11 protein-coding genes are annotated in these 17,455 nt (G+C 55.3%); 10 read left to right on the top strand and 1 reads right to left on the bottom strand.

From position 1 onward, the window contains the following. Positions 1 to 55: 55 nt before the first annotated feature. Entirely contained in the window at positions 56 to 661 is a 606-nt protein-coding gene (locus CA54_RS28210; protein WP_146374364.1) for an ECF-type sigma factor, read from the bottom strand. 275 nt (positions 662 to 936) lie between these two features. On the opposite strand from CA54_RS28210, the gene CA54_RS28205 reads away from it, so the two are divergent. The 10 genes from CA54_RS28205 (at position 937) to CA54_RS28160 (ending at position 17,371) form a co-directional block, all read left to right on the top strand. Next, on the top strand, positions 937 to 2,574 hold the full coding sequence (locus CA54_RS28205) for an Hsp70 family protein (protein ID WP_197532923.1): 1,638 nt from the start codon (positions 937 to 939) through the stop codon (positions 2,572 to 2,574). Next, positions 2,571 to 3,701, top strand: a complete 1,131-nt coding sequence (locus tag CA54_RS28200) for a hypothetical protein (RefSeq protein ID WP_146374362.1) — start codon at positions 2,571 to 2,573, stop codon at positions 3,699 to 3,701. Before CA54_RS28205 ends, CA54_RS28200 begins: the two co-directional genes overlap by 4 nt. A gap of 87 nt (positions 3,702 to 3,788) precedes the next feature. After that, positions 3,789 to 5,255, top strand: a complete 1,467-nt coding sequence (locus CA54_RS29645) for an FHA domain-containing protein (RefSeq protein ID WP_197532922.1) — start codon at positions 3,789 to 3,791, stop codon at positions 5,253 to 5,255. A 343-nt stretch (positions 5,256 to 5,598) separates the two neighbouring features. Further along, positions 5,599 to 6,642, top strand: coding sequence for a calcium/sodium antiporter (locus CA54_RS28190; RefSeq protein ID WP_146374361.1), 1,044 nt, complete (start codon positions 5,599 to 5,601; stop codon positions 6,640 to 6,642). 206 nt (positions 6,643 to 6,848) lie between these two features. Further along, the gene (locus CA54_RS28185; RefSeq protein ID WP_146374360.1) at positions 6,849 to 7,238 is read left to right on the top strand and encodes a BlaI/MecI/CopY family transcriptional regulator; all 390 of its coding nucleotides are present in this window, start codon (positions 6,849 to 6,851) and stop codon (positions 7,236 to 7,238) included. 26 nt (positions 7,239 to 7,264) lie between these two features. Beyond that, a complete protein-coding gene (locus CA54_RS28180; RefSeq protein ID WP_146374359.1) occupies positions 7,265 to 10,756 on the top strand; it encodes a M56 family metallopeptidase in 3,492 nt (1,163 codons plus the stop codon). A gap of 47 nt (positions 10,757 to 10,803) precedes the next feature. Next, complete coding sequence (locus CA54_RS28175; RefSeq protein ID WP_197532921.1) at positions 10,804 to 12,432, top strand: DUF1549 and DUF1553 domain-containing protein; 1,629 nt, start codon at positions 10,804 to 10,806, stop codon at positions 12,430 to 12,432. 56 nt (positions 12,433 to 12,488) lie between these two features. Continuing rightward, positions 12,489 to 13,862, top strand: coding sequence for a DUF1501 domain-containing protein (locus CA54_RS28170; protein WP_146374357.1), 1,374 nt, complete (start codon positions 12,489 to 12,491; stop codon positions 13,860 to 13,862). Continuing rightward, positions 13,859 to 15,595: an EF-hand domain-containing protein gene (locus tag CA54_RS28165; protein WP_146374356.1), complete on the top strand. Its 1,737-nt coding sequence runs from the start codon at positions 13,859 to 13,861 to the stop codon at positions 15,593 to 15,595. The genes CA54_RS28170 and CA54_RS28165 overlap by 4 nt, the downstream gene beginning before the upstream one ends. Before the next feature lie 249 nt (positions 15,596 to 15,844). Then, positions 15,845 to 17,371: a B12-binding domain-containing radical SAM protein gene (locus tag CA54_RS28160; RefSeq protein ID WP_146374355.1), complete on the top strand. Its 1,527-nt coding sequence runs from the start codon at positions 15,845 to 15,847 to the stop codon at positions 17,369 to 17,371. Positions 17,372 to 17,455 lie beyond the last annotated feature (84 nt).

Genomic DNA, 17,455 nt, shown 5'->3' with positions numbered 1-17,455 from the left:
GGATTTAAATAAAATTCGGCGGTCTACGAATTTCGCGCTAAAAACAGCGTTGCATTTAGTCCGCTGTCTCATTTTGCCAAATTAATCGTATGAGTTGCAGTTTGCGTTCGACTTTTCGTTCGGTGCAATCGTGAATTTTGGCGATTTCGCGGTTTTTGTAGCCCATCAGCCGCATCAGCGCGAATGCACGCGGCTCGTCGTCCAACTGCATCAGCAGTTCTTCACAGATGAGGTCGAATTCGTCAGACGGCACGGCTCCGAATTGTTGGTCCAGCCCAAAAGTCCCCCCTTGGGCATGCGCCATGGCCGCCAGTGAAGATTCGGCGTGTACGCGGCCGCCGCCCCGTTTCTGGGCCTTTTCCCGTTCGATTTGCTTCAGCGCCTTACGAACGGTGATGGTTGAGAGCAGTTTCCAGATTTCATTGCGGTCCAAATCGCCGCCAAAATCCCCACGTTCGGCCCGCTGCCAAAAACTGGCAAAGGCACTTTGTGCTGCGTCCAGCTCATCGGCCACCTGACGCGGATTGCCATCCAGCGTTTTACGCGCCAGTCCCACGAGACGCGGGAAAAACTGGTTCAACAGTTTGCCAGCCGCATTTTGGTTGCCGCGGCGCATCTGGCCGAAAACGTGTGTGATAGAGCCATCAGCGGGGTCTGCCATGAATTCATTTCAACGAGGGGCCGCGTGCCAGAAAATAGGGGGGGCATGCCGCCCAAACACCCAACGTCTATACACAAGCTACGATAATACGTCTACGTAAGAACATCCAATAAAAAAGTATAGAATTCTTGTCGGGTTACAGTTCTGGTTTCGGATATCGTACTAGGTGGTCGGAGTGATTGTCTTTTGACTTTGGCATTCACAGACCGTTCCCTCGAATCGAATTGCGGTCCACGTCTGTTCGTTTTATGCTAATTGAAGGAAAACGTTGCACAATGCTCGTTTGCGAACCCGTGACAAAAAACGCCAACAAAGCTGCTTGGATGTCGAATACACAACAAATCGCCGTCGGGATTGATCTCGGCACCACCTTCTCAGCGGTTGCGTATCTAGATGCGTCGCGCCGCCCCTGCATGATCGTCAATAGCGAAGGGGATCGGGTTACGCCCAGCGTGGTGTTATTTGATGAATCGTCGGTGATTGTCGGCAAGGAAGCGGTCAAGGCGGCCGCTATGGAACCGGACCGAATCGCCGATTACGTCAAACGCGACATCGGCAGCCCACACTTCTCCCGCCCGATACTGGGAGAGCAGGTGCCGCCCGAAGTGATTCAATCGCTCATTCTTGAAAAACTCAAGAATGATACGGAAAAGACGCTGGGGCCGATTCAAGACGTGGTGGTCACCGTCCCTGCCTTTTTCAATGAGCCGCGTCGTAAAGCCACGCAAGATGCCGGGCGATTGGCGGGACTGAATGTGCTGGACGTGATCAACGAGCCGACCGCCGCGGCCATTGCCTATGGTTATCAACAGGGATTTTTGGATGAAGCCGCAGCTGCCCGCAAAATGGAACGTGTATTGGTCTACGATTTGGGCGGAGGCACATTCGACGTCACGTTGATGGAGATCGATGGCAAGAACTACAACACCGTGGCAACGGCGGGGGACGTCTACCTGGGCGGACTGGATTGGGACCGGCGTCTTGTGGATTTCATCGCCGAGAAGTACCAAGAAAAATATCGCGGCCTCGACCCCCGACAAAATCCCTCCGGCATGCAGAAGTTGCTGCGCGAGGCTGAAGATGCGAAACGAACATTAACAGCGCGCGATCAGGCGACGATTAGTTTCGAGCATGCTGGCGAAGGGATTCGGGTTACGATTACACGTGAGGAATTTGAAAGCTTAACGGCCGATTTAGTCGAACGCACGCTGTTCACCATGAGAAAGGTTCTCAAAGATGCCGGCGTCGGCTGGGAGGATGTCACGCGGTTGTTGCTCGTGGGAGGCTCGAGCCGCATGCCGATGATACGCCGAGCGGTGGAGCAAGCGTCCGGTCTCAACTCAGTGCATTCGGCGTCGGAAGACGAGGCGGTTGCTCAAGGCGCGGCGATCTATGCGGGGTTGTTATTGGCTGTTCGCGATGGCGAAGCGCCTTCGATGCAAATCAAAAATGTGAATTCACACAGCCTGGGGGTCTTGGCCCAAGACCCCGAAACCCGCCGCCCGAGAAACTCAGTAATAATCGCACAAAACACTGTGCTTCCCGTTACAAAGGGAAAGCGATTTCGTACCTCGAAACCGGCACAAAAGAATATTGCCGTCAAGGTGATCGAGGGGGGCGATTCGAGTGGAAATAACGCCACGCCTATTGGACAATGCCTGATTGACAATCTACCCGACGGACTCCCTGCTGGGACGACGGTCGAGGTGATCTTTCAGTATGCCGCCAACGGCCGACTGAAGGTGCGGGCGCGTGTGCCGTCGATCGATCGCGAAGTTGCGATGACCATCAAACGTGATTCCGGCCTGACCCAGGCCACGTTTCACCAGTGGCACGAAAGACTCTCCAACACTGCCGGGCCGCTCGGATTTCAAAACCAAACCAATAGCGGACCAAACGGGGAAACGTCATGAAACGATCCAAGCAGTTTAGCCTCGGGATTCGCTGCCTACTATTGGCAAGCGCTGTGGTAATGATTGCCACGGCCTCAGCTTATTCCCAAGACGAACCATCCGGCCGCCGGTACCCCTATTTTCGTTCCGGTTGGGGATGGCGACATTATTACGGCCCGGCCGATGCCATTTCGAATCGGATTCGCGCTCAGGCGGACTTAGTGCGCAGCATCGGTGAGAATGCCGTCTTACAGGCGGATGCGCGGAATCGGCGTGCCGATGCCTACCGCAAGGAAATTGCAAACTCCGTGGAGTATGCGCGTGCCTACTGGGATAAGAAAGAGATCTATCGCGCCGCTAAAATGCGAACCTATACGGCGCCTTTGGATGCCGCAGAAAAACGAAATGACAAAACGTGGCGCCGTTTGAAGGACTTTCCAGAACTCAACGACAATGAGATCAATAACGGCGTGGCGTTGAATTTCTTATTGCATCGTTTGTCGGGACCAATTCTAGCGGCACAGTACGGGCTGACCAATGCGGACCCGGGGCTTAGTTCGCAACTGAAGCTATCGCCGGAAACGCTTTCGAAACTGCGTGTGCGTGAGGATCTCTCTGGTGGCAAACAACGTGTGTTTCGGGTGAACTCGAAAGAATCACTCAACGTCGAAAAGTGGCCGCTTGCCTTGCAGGATGATCGTTTTCAAACGCAGCGCAAGGATTTTGAGAATGCTCGGGCTGCACTGGCTCTAACTTCACCCAACGACAAAAAAGCCATCAACGACCAAATGAAGGCGCTCTTGAAAGCCCATGATCGGCTGTTTACTAAGTTCATCGAATATTACACCCAGGAGCGGCGTACCGAATCAGGGGGACAGAACTTCTTCCGGTTCTTGGCCTCTCAACGTTTCTTGGAAAGTCTGGCCGGCGAAATGACGCGCTTGCAAGAATTAGGCAGTACGGTGGTACTCGAAGACTCCGCGCAATTCCAAGGCGACAACCTGCTTGCATTGGTCACGCATATGTCGCGACACGGGTTGGAATTCGCGCCGGCGCTCAATGGTGATGAATCAGCCTATCGCGAAACATTTTTTGTCATGCGTGACCTTTACCGAACTGTGGAGGACGACGATTCTCTCACGAAGTAATCGGATTGCGGCCGTATTGTGATTCGCAAAATCTATAACCGGCGGGCTGGTGCCGCCGACCAAACGTTTAAATCGAGTTAGAAACCTATGGCATTTCGTGTAGCGACCGAGGCGGGGGCAATCATCGAGATCGAAGGCACGTCGGCTGTGATCGGCCGCGACCGCTTTTGTGCAATCGCTTTTCCCGACGACGAACGACTGTGCGGGCAGCACGCCACGATTAAACGTGTCGCGGGACGTTGGATGATCGAAAGCCAAGGGGATCATCTGCTCACCGCCGGAAACGCGCCGTCGGCCAGGGTCCACTGGTTACAACCCGGCGACTCAATTGGCCTCACCGAAACGGGCCCCAAACTCGTATTTGAACCTGCTGAACCCGCAACCACCCCCTTGCCGCCTGCAGTTCCAGTCGCTGCTGCCGCCCCTGCAAATGACAAAGTCGAGCAAGCGGTCACGCCCGTTTCCTCCGGTGATGTGGGAGCTCCGCAGAATGCCGACGAAAGCCCTGCGTTCTCGCCGAAGCAACTCGCCGTTTGGGGCGTGGGAGGCTTGGCGGTGGTGCTCGTCGTCGCATTTACACTGCTCAGCAGGAATTCCGGTGGCGGTGATCAAAGAGTTGTGGTCACAGAAGCACCTGAAAACACACCTGAGGAACCGCAGTTGTCGGTTGTTGCTGAACATGGAAGCGAGCCAATTGACAAGAACGGGCCCGGCATATCGCCAACTCCTCTTCCTAAAAATCCGGCAGCACCATCGGCAACCCAGGCGTTGTATGCGATCGTGATTAAGTCGCCTGGGGGACAGATGAATCAACTGGGAACTGCGTTTGCGATTTCTCCGCATCGGCTCGCCACCACTGCCAGCGCGATTGAAGCCGCACGAAAACTCTGCACGCCCACATCGGGGATGACGGCACTTCTTATTTCACCAACGATCAAACGCGAGATCTTGATAGACTTTGACAAGACGAAAGTGCATCCCGAATTCGCAAACGCCATGACGCAGTTGGGGCAAATCATCCCCCAACTTGAGGCGTTAGACGAGAAGAAGGAACAAGCGGCTGACGAATCGGAACGCAATACCATTGATGAACAAATGCAGCCTCTGGAGGAAAAAGCATATCAAATCTCGGAAGAAGGCTTTTATTTCGACATTGGTGCGATCGAAGTCACCGACGAATTAGAGAATTATCTGAGTCTGATTGAGACTGCCGATCGCCCCAGCACCAGTTCGAAGATTGTGCTGCAGGGGTGTCCTGTCAAAACAGCAGACTTTATGTGGGACCCGGAGGAGCCGCCGATTCCTAGTCAAAGTGCAGGCCGTATTCTTATGCTGCTGCCCCAATCTCCTTCGGGAACTGTTGAGCAACTCGTGCTCAAGTGCGAAGGTGATTTTTCCGGATTCGAATGGTTCGGCAGTCCCGTGCTGGCCAAGGATGGAAAAGTGATAGGCGTGTATGTGCGCCGCACACCGCTCCCACCGGGTGCGACTGGAACGGATCAAGTAGAGGTCACGCACGACGCGGTTGGCATTGGGCTGTTGAACAACTTATAAATGGCGGCTATGCCGTGCATGTTGTTGCCCCAAGTCTTCCAAACGCGCCCCTTCAAGAGGATCTGGGGCAATTCGTGAGCCAATTCCACTCGCTGGGCGTTTGGAAATTGAGAACACGCCGTACTGTTGATTGCACGAGTTGTGATTCCGACTGGCGGTCGGTAATATCTCATCGGTTTCCCAAGCGCGGTTGATTCCGTGGATTGTGGATCAATCCCGATATCTTTGTACCTTGACTTGCCGTAATAAGCGTGGGTTGGGAATCCCGTAACCAGCGAATGTCTCAGCGCGGGGCATTTGTCATGACTTGTGATCGCTGAATTCATACAACAGTGGACGTGACATGGAAGAGATAATCAAAGGTTTCATTAACGATCTGCCGTGGGATACCACGCCGGCACTGGCGTGGACCGTACTGCTCGGCATGATTGCAGTGAATCTAGCGGTCCTGGCAAAGGGAGCTGATTGGCTGGTTGAAGAAGCGGTTGTACTTTCTGAACGATCCGGACTTTCTAAGGTCGTCATCGGCGCCACTGTGGTGAGTTTGGGCACGACGATGCCCGAAGTGGCGGTATCCGTATTCGCAGCTGTCAAAGGGGTGCCCGAACTGGCCCTGGGGAATGCGGTGGGGTCGGTGATTTGCGATACCGGCTTGATTCTTGGAATTTCCTGTCTGATCGCTCCATTACCACTGCACAAAAAGATCGTCAATCGCCAGGGCTGGGTGCAGTTGGGTTCCGGAATTTTATTAGTCGCTGTCAGTTGGCCATGGAACGCGCCTGGAACGGCTTTTACCGACGGGGGCCATATCGCACAAATCACGGGCTTTGCGTTTCTGGCAATCCTGGCATGGTATATTTGGCAATCGGTTCGCTGGGCGCGCGAAGAGAAGAATGGCACCTCGTTGGAAGACTTCGAAGGCGATGCCAAAGCCTCAACGGCTTGGGTTCTCTCGAAGTTAGCATTTGCTGTGTTTTTGGTTGTGGGGTCTTCCCACTTGCTGATTCCGTGTGTCGAAGAAGCGGCGATACGTATGAATATCCCCGCAGCTTTGATTTCAGCGACGCTTGTCGCCTTTGGTACGTCGCTACCAGAATTAGTCACCTGCGTGACCGCCGCCCGACACGGCCACGGCGACCTCGCGGTCGGAAATGTCATTGGTGCTGATATTTTAAACGTGCTGTTCGTGACCGGCGCTGCGGCAGCCGTTACTCCGCAGGGCCTTGAGGCATCGCCCCAATTCTTCCGTGTTCTTTTTCCAGCAATGCTCACCGTGCTGATCGTGTTTCGGGTGGGGATTTTGTTCTCGGGCAGTCACATGAAACGCGGCTTCGGCTTAGTGTTGCTCGGTGCATACCTGTTGGTGAACGCAGCGATCTTCTTATAGCTCGATGAGCTGATTCAGCCCTAAGTCGGCGGTTCGAGCTGCACGGCAATGGATTGCGCCGCCATGCTAACGGAAAATGCGTACTCCGTGCGGTACTGGGGATTGCCGCCGTTGAGACGATTTTTCCGATCCGATCTTGCTTTGCCTACTGTCCGTAGGTAATATGCGGTCAGTTGATTCGGGTTAACCGTTTCGAGGAGCCGCGGATGGCAAAAGCAAATTCTTCACCGCTGACCGATGCACAGCGCGAAATCATGGAAATCGTGTGGGAGCGCCGTGAGGTGACTGTCAGCGAAGTCCGCGATGCGCTCTCCGCGCGGCGACTGCTAGCCCGAAACACGGTGCAGACGATGATTGTCCGCCTGGAGGATAAGGGGTGGCTGAAACATCGCGAACAAGGGCGAACGTTCGTGTATTCCGCGAATCGGCCGCGCACGGTGTCGCTGGGGGCAAAAGTCGCCCAAATGGTCGACCGCTTGTTCGCCGGTTCCCCGGAAGAAATGGTCACCGCGCTGATCGAATACCGCGGTTTGACTGCAGACGAAGCAGAGCGCATTCGTGACATGATTGACGAGGCAGAATCTAGCAAACCATAACGATACAATCCGCGGGAGTGGAACCAATGAGCGCATCGATTTTCACAATTCCGAGTGACCAGCTACTGGTGTGGGCCGCGAACGTTCTGCTGCAGGTCACGCTAGTGACCGCAGTTGCCTTGGTCGTGATAACTTTCGTGCGTCACCGTCCGGCTGTGCGTTATTGGGTGCTCTGTGCGTCCTTGATGTTCATGTTGATGAGCCCAGTTATTGCTTGGGTAATGCAGTCGTCGGGCAGAAGTTTGATCTCAGTGTCGCTCGTCGCTGAACCGGTCGCGGCGCCGATGGCTGAAACGCCGCACGCACCAGCGGTGATGCCGACTTCTCCTGAAGTGGTCAAACCAACGCCTCGGTTGCCGAAGCACTTTGTGATCGTCCCGCCGCGTACATCAAAGGCGGTGGTAGACGTTCCCGCAGCAGACCCGGTCGTGCAGGCGGAGCCCCTAAGTCCTACTGTAGATGCTGCAGTGACAACGGAGGAGCCGAAAGTATCGCCCGTTGTTTCACAGCAGTCCACAAACTCCGCGCCGGTTCAATCACAAGCAGTTTCGGTGGTACCCGTCGCTCAGGAGACGATGACTTGGTATGGCCGCCTACTGCGCGTGTCGATGCAGGGTGTCTTCGCTGTGTGGGCTGCCGGTGCGTTGTTTTTCTTGACGCGGCTGGCTTGGGGTTGGGCCCGTTTGATTTCGATTCTCCGTTTGGCCGTTCCCAACACGGATGCGAAGTTAGCGACTGCGTTTGAACAGGTTGTGCAAAAATTGAGTTTGGAGCAGACGCCCGAGGTTGTGCGTTCGCGAGTGATTGTTGGACCGGTCGCCACGGGGTTTTTGCGGCCGCGGGTCGTCATTCCTGAAGGGATGGTCGAACGTGTCACGCCGGCGCAGTTGAGCGACATTTTGATCCATGAGTTGGCCCATATTGTGCGTCGTGATCAAGTGGTGGTGTTGTTTCAGCAAGTCGCTTCGTGCATTTTCTGGCTGCATCCATTTGCGATTGCGGTCAATCAACAACTGGCCCGCGCTCGTGAAGAAGTTTGCGATAATTACGTGCTGGCCACCACCGATGCGCACTCATACGGTCGCACTCTGTTGACCCTTGCGGAATTGATTCACGCTTCACGCCCGCTTCCAGGAACGGTCGGATTGTTTACGTCGCGCTGGAAGCTGGAACGTCGTGTGGCCGGCTTGCTTGACGAACGGCGAAGTCGCATGATTGGCCTAACAGCACGCGGAACGACGTTGGTCGTGATGTTGTCGATCGTGATGGCGATCGTAGCTGTTTGCGGCACGGTTACCTTGGCCGACGGCGCCGGTAATGCCTCGAAAACGGTCGCAAGGGAGTCCGACGATGAATCTACGAAAGCGACAATCGACTCGGCTGGTCCTGCAAAAGAGACAAAGGCAGTCGCGGAGAAATCCGGACGCTGGCAGCCGGGGGCAACCGGGACGACCTTGCCGGGCCTGATTCCCGCACCGGCCGAAATCCCTGGATTAGGCCGCTGGCAGGCGATGGTGGTGCCGGTCGGCGGTTATGTCGAGGCAGCCGTCCACAGTCCTGACGGGAAATCAATCGCATTCGGTGAGGGTACCTATGTCCGAATTCATGATGCCGAATCGTTAGATCTACAGCGGGTACTGGTTGGACACAGCAGCAACATACGTGCCATCGGTTGGTCCCCGGACGGAAAGTGGATTACGACAGGCGCCGATGACGCCACGGTGCGGATATGGAGTGAGGAAGGCGTACCTGGTCCCGTGCTAACGGATCATCTCGCCCCGGTTCGGAGTATCGCATGGCATCCGAACAGTCAATCCTTTGCGACTTCTGCGATGGATGGAACGATTCGTACCTGGGGGATTGACGGGACGCCGGGAATTGTCATTGAAGGACACGAAGCACCGATCAATACGATCGCCTGGAATCCAGAAGGGACGGTGTTGGCCGCGGGAGATGACAACCGCGTGGTTCGTCTCTGGAAAGCAGACGGTCAGCCGGGACCGGTCTTGGAAGGCCATCACGGCGGCATGACCCGCGTACGCTGGAGTCCCGATGGCAAGTGGTTAGCTTCTAGTAGTTCTGGTTTGATCCCGACCGAACCGGGACAACAAGCAATCGCCACCGTGCGACTCTGGAAAGCCGACGGAACCCCCGGGCCGACGCTACGCGGCCACAGCAAGTCGATTCGTGGACTCGCCTGGAGTCCGGACAGTACCCAGTTAATCACGGCAGCGGAAGACCGCCAAATCTTACTGTGGTCGGTAGAGGGGCATATGATCCGTCGGCTGGAACGAACGAATTTCAATTACGGCGATGTCTTTACACTAGATTGGAACCCGAAGACAAACCGCATTCTTGCCGGTGGCCGCTTTTCCGTGCGATTTTTCACAACCGACGGTCCTGCTGGTTCCCGAAAGTTAATTCGCCCCAATGGCGCGAAACTGATGGACTTGGATTGGCATCCCTCAAGCGACCAAATCGCAATTGCCGCCGAAGATTCCGCAGTGCATCTTTGGTCGGGGGGCTTTGAGAAAGAACTGACCATTGATGATTTCCAGAACTTTGTCGGTAGCGTCAAATGGAGCCCTGATGGGGAGACATTCGCGGCGAATGAGTTTCCCCAGCGGGTGAGTCTCTGGAACGCCGAAGGCGAATTGCTCAATGAACTGAGCGGAGGTCGCGGGATTCCCCGGGGGATGGCATGGTCGCCGGATAGCAAGCGTTTGGTCGTCACGCGGCGCGGGGGGACGATGGACATTTTCGATATGGAAGGAGATGTCAAGTCGTCCAACATGCATGCCCAGGGAACAACAGCAGCCGTGTTCAGTGCCGACGGCAAACAGTTGGCGACGAGCGGCCTTGATGCGAACGTGCGGGTCTCGCAGGTCGAAGATCCAACCGCCCCACCTAAAGAGTTGGTATTGATGCAGGCGTACGACGGAGATGTGGATAGCATCGATTGGAGTCCGGATGGCGAATGGATCGTATCGGGCCACAACACCAGTCTGCGGTTTTGGCGACCCGATGGAACGCCGGGGCCGGTCGTGCCGGGATTTGAAGCTTCGATCATGAGAGTGGATTGGAGTCCGGACAGTAATGTGGTCGCTACGGGCTGTTGGGATACCTCGGTACTACTTTGGAAATCCGATGGCACATTTCTCAAAGAATTCCCCAATCATGCGGCTCCCTGCACGGGGGTCTCGTATAGCTCCGATGGCACAAAGTTGGCGACGTGCGGTTGGGATGGGGTGGCCCGGATTGTAGATGTCAAGACAGGCGAGATTTTAGCAATGGCGATCTATGTCGCCGGTCTCGAACCTCCGGCCGAAGATTCATCAACGCCGCATCATGTCGGCATCGCCTTCAATCGGGCGGGGCAAGTCACCTCCGGCGATGCGGAAGTCCTTGAAGAACGAGTCGTGTACCTTGTCGAGCAACCCAATGGGGCATTCGATGTGTTGAAACCGTCGGAATTCCAGTCAAAGGCTGCCGGCGCCATCCTCGAATCCACGAAATGACGTCCTGCGGTCACAACCGTGGAAAGCGCTTTTTTACGGAGAGCATAATGAGCATTCGACATTTGCTTTGGATTATTGTCACCACCACCTCTATGTCTCTCACTGCAGCCCCACTTCGGGCTGACGAGGCCCCGTCAGACGATGTGGCACAGTTGGCGGCCACGATCGATCGTCACATTGCCGCTGCGTGGGAGACACAAGGGGTTGTTCCGGCTCCCCAGGCCGATGATGCCGAGTTTTTGCGCCGCACCTATTTGAATATCGCCGGCCGGATTCCGCCGGTTTCCGAAGTGCGCGAATTCTTGGCGGATACTGATCCGAATAAGCGTCGCCAATTGGTAGATCGATTGCTCGATCACCCGGGCTATGTTAACCACTTCGCGCACACATGGCGGATGTTGATGATTCCTGAAGCGGACGTGGACCAGCAAGCGCAGGTTTTGGCACCGAGTTTTGAGGGTTGGTTGCGCGACAAATTTATCGACAACACCGCCTACGACGAGATGGCACGCGAGCTGATTGCGTGCCGGATATCGGGCAATGAGCGTGAAGGAGCAGTTGCCTATTATCGGGCCAAGGAGGTTAAACCGGAAAGCGTGTCCTCCAGCATCAGCCGGTTGTTCTTGGGTGTGCAATTGGATTGTGCCCAATGCCACAATCATCCCTTCGCCAAATGGCAGCAGGAGGAGTTTTGGGGATTCACGGCTTTTTTTGCGGGGATCGAAGGGGACCGGTTTGGCAGCTTGAGTGACGATGCGACAAGCCGCGAAATCAGTCTCGATGGCAGTCAGACGCTGGTCCAAGCGCGGTTCATTGATGAGACGTCACCCGACTGGTCGGGTGAGGCACGAACGCGAGACGTGTTGGCCGATTGGATCACTAGCAAGGAGAATCCTTATTTCGCCCGAACAGGCGCCAATCGTATTTGGGCGCACTTTTTTGGAGTGGGCCTCGTCGACCCGCCCGATGGCTTTGATGAATCCAATCCTTCCACACATCCGGAATTGCTCGACGATCTGGCCCGCTCATTTGCAACGCACGATTTCGACTTCAAATTTTTGATCCGCGCAATCACCGCTAGCAAAACGTACCAACTCTCCAGCCGTCGCACGGACGACAGTCAGGACCAGCAGCGTTGGATTGGACGCATGCCGGTCAAAGGGATGAGCCCGCGACAACTTGCCGACTGTTTGATTCAGGCAACGGGGGGCTTTGAGACCTCCAATCCCCGCAATCAGTTGTTGGGGGGACGGCAGGTCGACACACAGATTCAGGCGCTGTTTGAGAACCAACGTGATTCCAACGTCGACCCACAATCGACCATTTTGCAAGCACTGGCACTGATGAATTGCCAATTTATCACGCAGCAAACTGAGTCGGCTTCCAGCAACACACTTTCCGCCATCTTGCAAAGTCCATTTCTCGATATGGACGGCAAGATCGAAACCCTGTATCTGACGACCTTGAGCCGCCAACCACGCGAAGCTGAACTGAGCCGGCTGCGGACCTATGTTGAGACCAAGGCGGAGGAACCCGCCCCACGGCTCTCTTTTGTTGAGGCCGCACGATCTCTCATTCAGCCTGCCGCAGCAAAAAATAATGCCAATAAGGAGAAGGCGTTGGCGGATATTTTTTGGGCACTGCTAAACAGTAGCGAGTTCATATTCAATCACTAATCCACGTGGTGTGGATGTCCATTTCTTACAATAGCCAATTCTCTGGAGTAAGCGCGATGACCAGACGGCAAAAACTACGGCCACAGCAGTCCGCTGCCAGGCATGTTTCGCGTCGAACGCTGTTACAAGCAACGCTCGGCTGCGCGGCGAGTGCAATCTCATCGAATTGGTTCCCGGCGTTCGCTGCCGAAACCGCTGACAAACCACGTCGCCCCGGGGCGTGCATCCTGTTGTGGATGTCAGGCGGCCCCAGCCAAATTGATACGTTCGACCCCAAGCCGGAACATAAAAACGGCGGCGGACGGTTGTCGATCGAGACTACGGTACCGGGCATCCAGATTAGCGAGAATCTACCGCAAGTCGCCAAATGGATGAAGCGGATGGCGATTGTCCGCTCGATGAGTACCAAAGAGGGAGACCACTCGCGGGGCACTTATGTGATGCGGACCGGGTACCGCCCGCAAGGTCCAATTCAGTACCCCGCGATTGGCGCGTTGTATTCCAAGGAGCTGACTAACAAAGACGCCGACTTGCCCGGCTACGTCAGCATTTCTCCCTTCCGTGGATTTAATGCGTCCGCCTATGGCCCGGGATTTTTGGGACCGCGGTATGCGCCCTTAGTCGTGGGCAACGGCGGCATAGTTCGCGTCAACGGTCAGCCGACCAGTTCCTTGAAGGTGGAGAACCTCAATTTACCGGGCACCGTTGATGTGGCGCGACATGACGATCGCCTGTCGATTCTCTCCGGCTTGGAGGACGATTTTTCCGGCAGTCGTCCGGGAAACGCTGTCGACGGGCATCGTACGGCCTACAAAAATGCGATTCGCATGATGCGTTCCGAGTCGATCGCTGCATTTGAGTTGGATAGTGAGCCGGATGCGTTGAAACAAAAATATGGGCTTACAGAATTCGGCATGGGGTGTCTGCTGGCCCGACGGTTGGTCGAAAGGGGGGTTCCCTTTATTGAGGTGTCGCTCAACAATGCTGCCGGAAACGGTGGGAGTTTCGGTTGGGATACACATCAAGAGAACCTGGGCCGCGTCGCTTCGTTGTGTCAGGTCCTCGACCCGGCCTGGGCGACGTTGATGGAGGATCTTGACCAGCGGGGACTGCTTGATTCGACGACCATTATTTGGATGGGGGAATTCGGCCGGACACCGCGTATAAACTCCAACGCGGGGCGGGACCATTTCCCCGCAGCGTGGTCGTCGGTCCTCGCCGGCGGCGGTGTCAAAGGGGGCAGCATTGTGGGACAAACCAGTCCCGATGGAATGAAGGTTGTCGATCGACCGGTGAACGCACAAGATTTTCTGGGGACGATCTGCGGCTGCTTGGGGATCGATTCGCAGGCCGAAAATATCTCTAACGTCGGCCGCCCCATCTCAGTCGTCGATCCGGAAGCCAAACCAATTCAGGAGGTGATCGCATGACGGGACCAAAACGATTTCGAGAAGATCAACCGTGCAAGAGTGTCGATCGTCTGTTCCGCGCACTGCTCTGTTTGGCCGTGGTCATGATTTTTCCTGCGACGCACGTTTTCGCCGAGGAGACGGGTGCCAGCAGTCCTGATCACGAAACATTGGACCTGATTTATCTGGCGCCCCGCGCTCCGATCTTTGTGCGTTTCCGTGTCCGCAGCGAAGGCAAGGGCTTTTTCACACAGCGTCAAGCCTATTCGGACAAACTCTTTGACGAACTCGACGAATCCGGTGACGGCGTTCTGAAAGAGGCAGAACTTGAGAAGATTCCCCCCGTCGGTCATTTGGTGCCCGTTGGTGGTCAAAACACAACAGGAGCGGGCAATCTCGGCACCGCGGATACGAACGCCGACGGGCGAGTCACGCGCGAGGAGTTCAATGCTTACATCCTTGCCGCTTCCGGCTCGCCGTTTCAGATGAACACCGAGGTCCAAGCCTTGTCGCCCGGCCAATCGATTCGGTTGTTTGATCGATTGGATCGCGATCATGACAATCGACTCAGCGATGACGAATTGACACAAGCTGCCCGCCGGTTGCGTTTGATGGATTTCAATCTGGATGAACAGATCACGGCCGAAGAGATTCCCCTGCCCACCGTGTTCGGTGTCGCGCAGCAGAATGCCGATACGCCCGAGGGACAGGCGGCCGCTTCCCTCTCGTTATTGAAACCGATCCATCGCAATCATGTCGATGACGCGCTCATCCGTCGGCTAGTACAACTCTATGATAAACTCAGTCGCGGGCCGACCGCGCGCCGCTTCGTCAAGGATGGGAAACTCAGCGCCAAGGAATTGGGACTGGCTGCGGAAGTCGTCTCCCCCTTAGATCACAATCAAGATAAGCTCCTCGATCAACAGGAACTCCGCGATTTTCTGGCGAATCCGCAACCAATCGTCGAAATTCAAATAGAGTTCGACGACGAATCCACTGCACCTGCGATCAAGATGGTGGTCAATGCAGAATCACCACCAACGGCGCCGCTGCAATTTGTCACGCATGAGAACGGCGACGTATTGGTACGGTTAACCAACGTCGAATTTAAGCTGGTTGCTTCGCCGAAACGACCAGCGGTGCGCGCAAAGCAGTATCGCGCATTCGTTCAATCCGATGGTGACAAGAACGAATACCTCGATGAAAACGAGTTTGGCTCGGCGATCCGTCGGTTTGGCACGAATCAATTCCAACTCGTCGATACTGATGGGGACGGCATGATCGTCAAAGAGGAATATACATCGTTCGTAACACAGCAATCGGAACTTCAGAAGCACGTATTGAATCTCAATCTAGCTAGCAAGAGTGAGTCGCTGTTTGGTGTTGTTGATACAACCGCTGACAGCCAATTGGACGCTAAGGAATTAGCGGAACTCAAATCGAAAATTCTAGCGTTGGATCGCAACGGAGATGGCAACATCGACCGGGACGAACTGGCCGGCGGAATGGAGATGATTCTGGCGCGCGGCGATGCTAGCATCCCGCCCATGCAAACGTACGCCAGTTTGACGGCGGCCAATGCAAGCTGGTCTACGGGAAGGCAACGCGCCACTGGCAACGGGTGGTTTGCCAAGATGGACCGCAACCGTGATCGCAAGCTCACCAAGCGAGAATTTCTTGGCCCGCTGGACGTCTTTCAGGAGTTGGATCTGGATGGGAATGGTTGGCTCGACGCGAAGGAGGCTAAGCAATAAATGACCGCACTTGTGGTCCCTTTTATTTCGAGGTTATGTCCTGGTCACAGCGTGCATTGAGAGAAAACTGACGAAGGAGACGTCGCCAAATCGCAGCGGCGACGTTGTCGGTATGATGGAATTCATGCTGGTCGGCTGTTACTCTACGCGTAGCGGAGCCGATTTGCGCGGGGCGATCGGTTCGAGTGGCCTTTTGCACGCCAAGACTCCTCGGGTCTGACCTCGACATATTCCCTCGAAATTGTATCGATGCCTGAAATTATCCTGGCGACACTCAATGCACGCTATTGGCATGCCGCCTTCGGACTGCGTTACCTGTTGGCCAACATGGGGCCGCTCCAAAACAAGACAGAAATCCTGGAGTTCGGCATCAACGATGACAGTATCGAGATGCTGTCCCGGATTCTGGCAGACAAACCGCGGATTGTGGGGTTGGGCGTTTATATCTGGAATGTCGAACCGTTGACCCGGTTGGTGGCCGAACTCAAACGTGTGCGGCCTGAGACAATCGTCGTGCTAGGTGGGCCGGAGGTCAGCTATGAAGCCGAGGGGCAGGCAATCGTCGAGTTGGCGGATCATGTAATCAGCGGCGAAGCGGACTTGGCTTTCCCCAAGCTATGTACTGAACTGCTGAGCGGCACAGGCCAGCAGGAGAAGTTCATTGCTCCTGCGGTGCCGCCGCTGGACCAAATCAAGCTGCCCTACGATCTTTATACCGATGAAGATATCGCTCAGCGTGTGATCTATGTCGAGGCATCGCGCGGTTGCCCGTTCACCTGTGAATTTTGTCTGTCCGCCCTCGAGATCCCAGTGCGGACGTTTGCGGTCGAAGATTTTCTCGCCGCAATGCAGCAATTGCTGGATCGCGGCGTCCGGCAGTTTAAATTTGTGGATCGCACGTTCAATTTGAATTTGCGTTTCAGCCAAGCCATTTTACAGTTTTTCCTCGACCAGTATGATCCGGCGATGTTTCTGCATTTCGAAATGATTCCGGACCGGTTGCCGGATTCCTTGCGGGAATTGATTCAACAGTTTCCGCCCGGGGCTTTGCAGTTCGAGATCGGGGTGCAAACCTTTAATGACGATGTGGGCGAGTTGATCAGCCGGCGGCAGAACAACGATAAATTGGTGAAGAACTTTCATTTTCTGCGCGAGGAGACGGGAGTCCATGTCCACGCGGATCTGATTGTAGGACTGCCGGGCGAAAGCGTGGAAAGTTTCGCCGCTGGATTCGACCGGTTGGTCGCACTCGATCCACAGGAAATTCAAGTCGGATTACTCAAGCGTCTACGCGGAACTCCAATCGTGCGGCACGACGAACCTTACGAAATGGTCTATAGCCCGCACGCGCCGTATGAAATCCTGTCGACTGGCCTCATCGATTTTGAAGAAATTCATCAATTGCGGCGTTTTTCGCGGTATTGGGATTTGGTCTCCAACAGCGGCAACTTTGTGCAAACGCGCAAGTTGCTGTGGAGTGATGGGCAATCGCCTTATCAAGTGTTCCGCCAATTGTCCGAATGGCTGTTTGCCACGGAAAATCGAGCACACGGGATTTCCCTGCAGAGACTGGCCGAGTTGATGTTCCAGTTTTTGACCGCAGAGCTGGGGCATCCGGAGGATATCGTCGCCGAGAAGATCTGGGCGGACTACACGCGCGGCGGCCGGAGTGATCGGCCGGCATTTCTACGCCGATTTGACCTACCGTCCGTCGGCAAAAAACGCGGACGATCCTCGGCGCTCCCATCACGGCAATCACGGCATGTGCAGGTATAAGGCTCTGGGCGAGTTGTGTTCCCTGACAGGATCGCTTCACAACAGTGACTTATTCTTGTCCACGTCAGCCGAGCTATCCCGATT

This window comes from Symmachiella macrocystis (assembly GCF_007860075.1).
GTDB classification, from domain to species: Bacteria; Planctomycetota; Planctomycetia; order Planctomycetales; family Planctomycetaceae; genus Symmachiella; species Symmachiella macrocystis.
The sequence above is the reverse complement of the archived record's forward strand: the minus strand, read 5'-3'. Positions and strand labels throughout refer to the sequence as shown.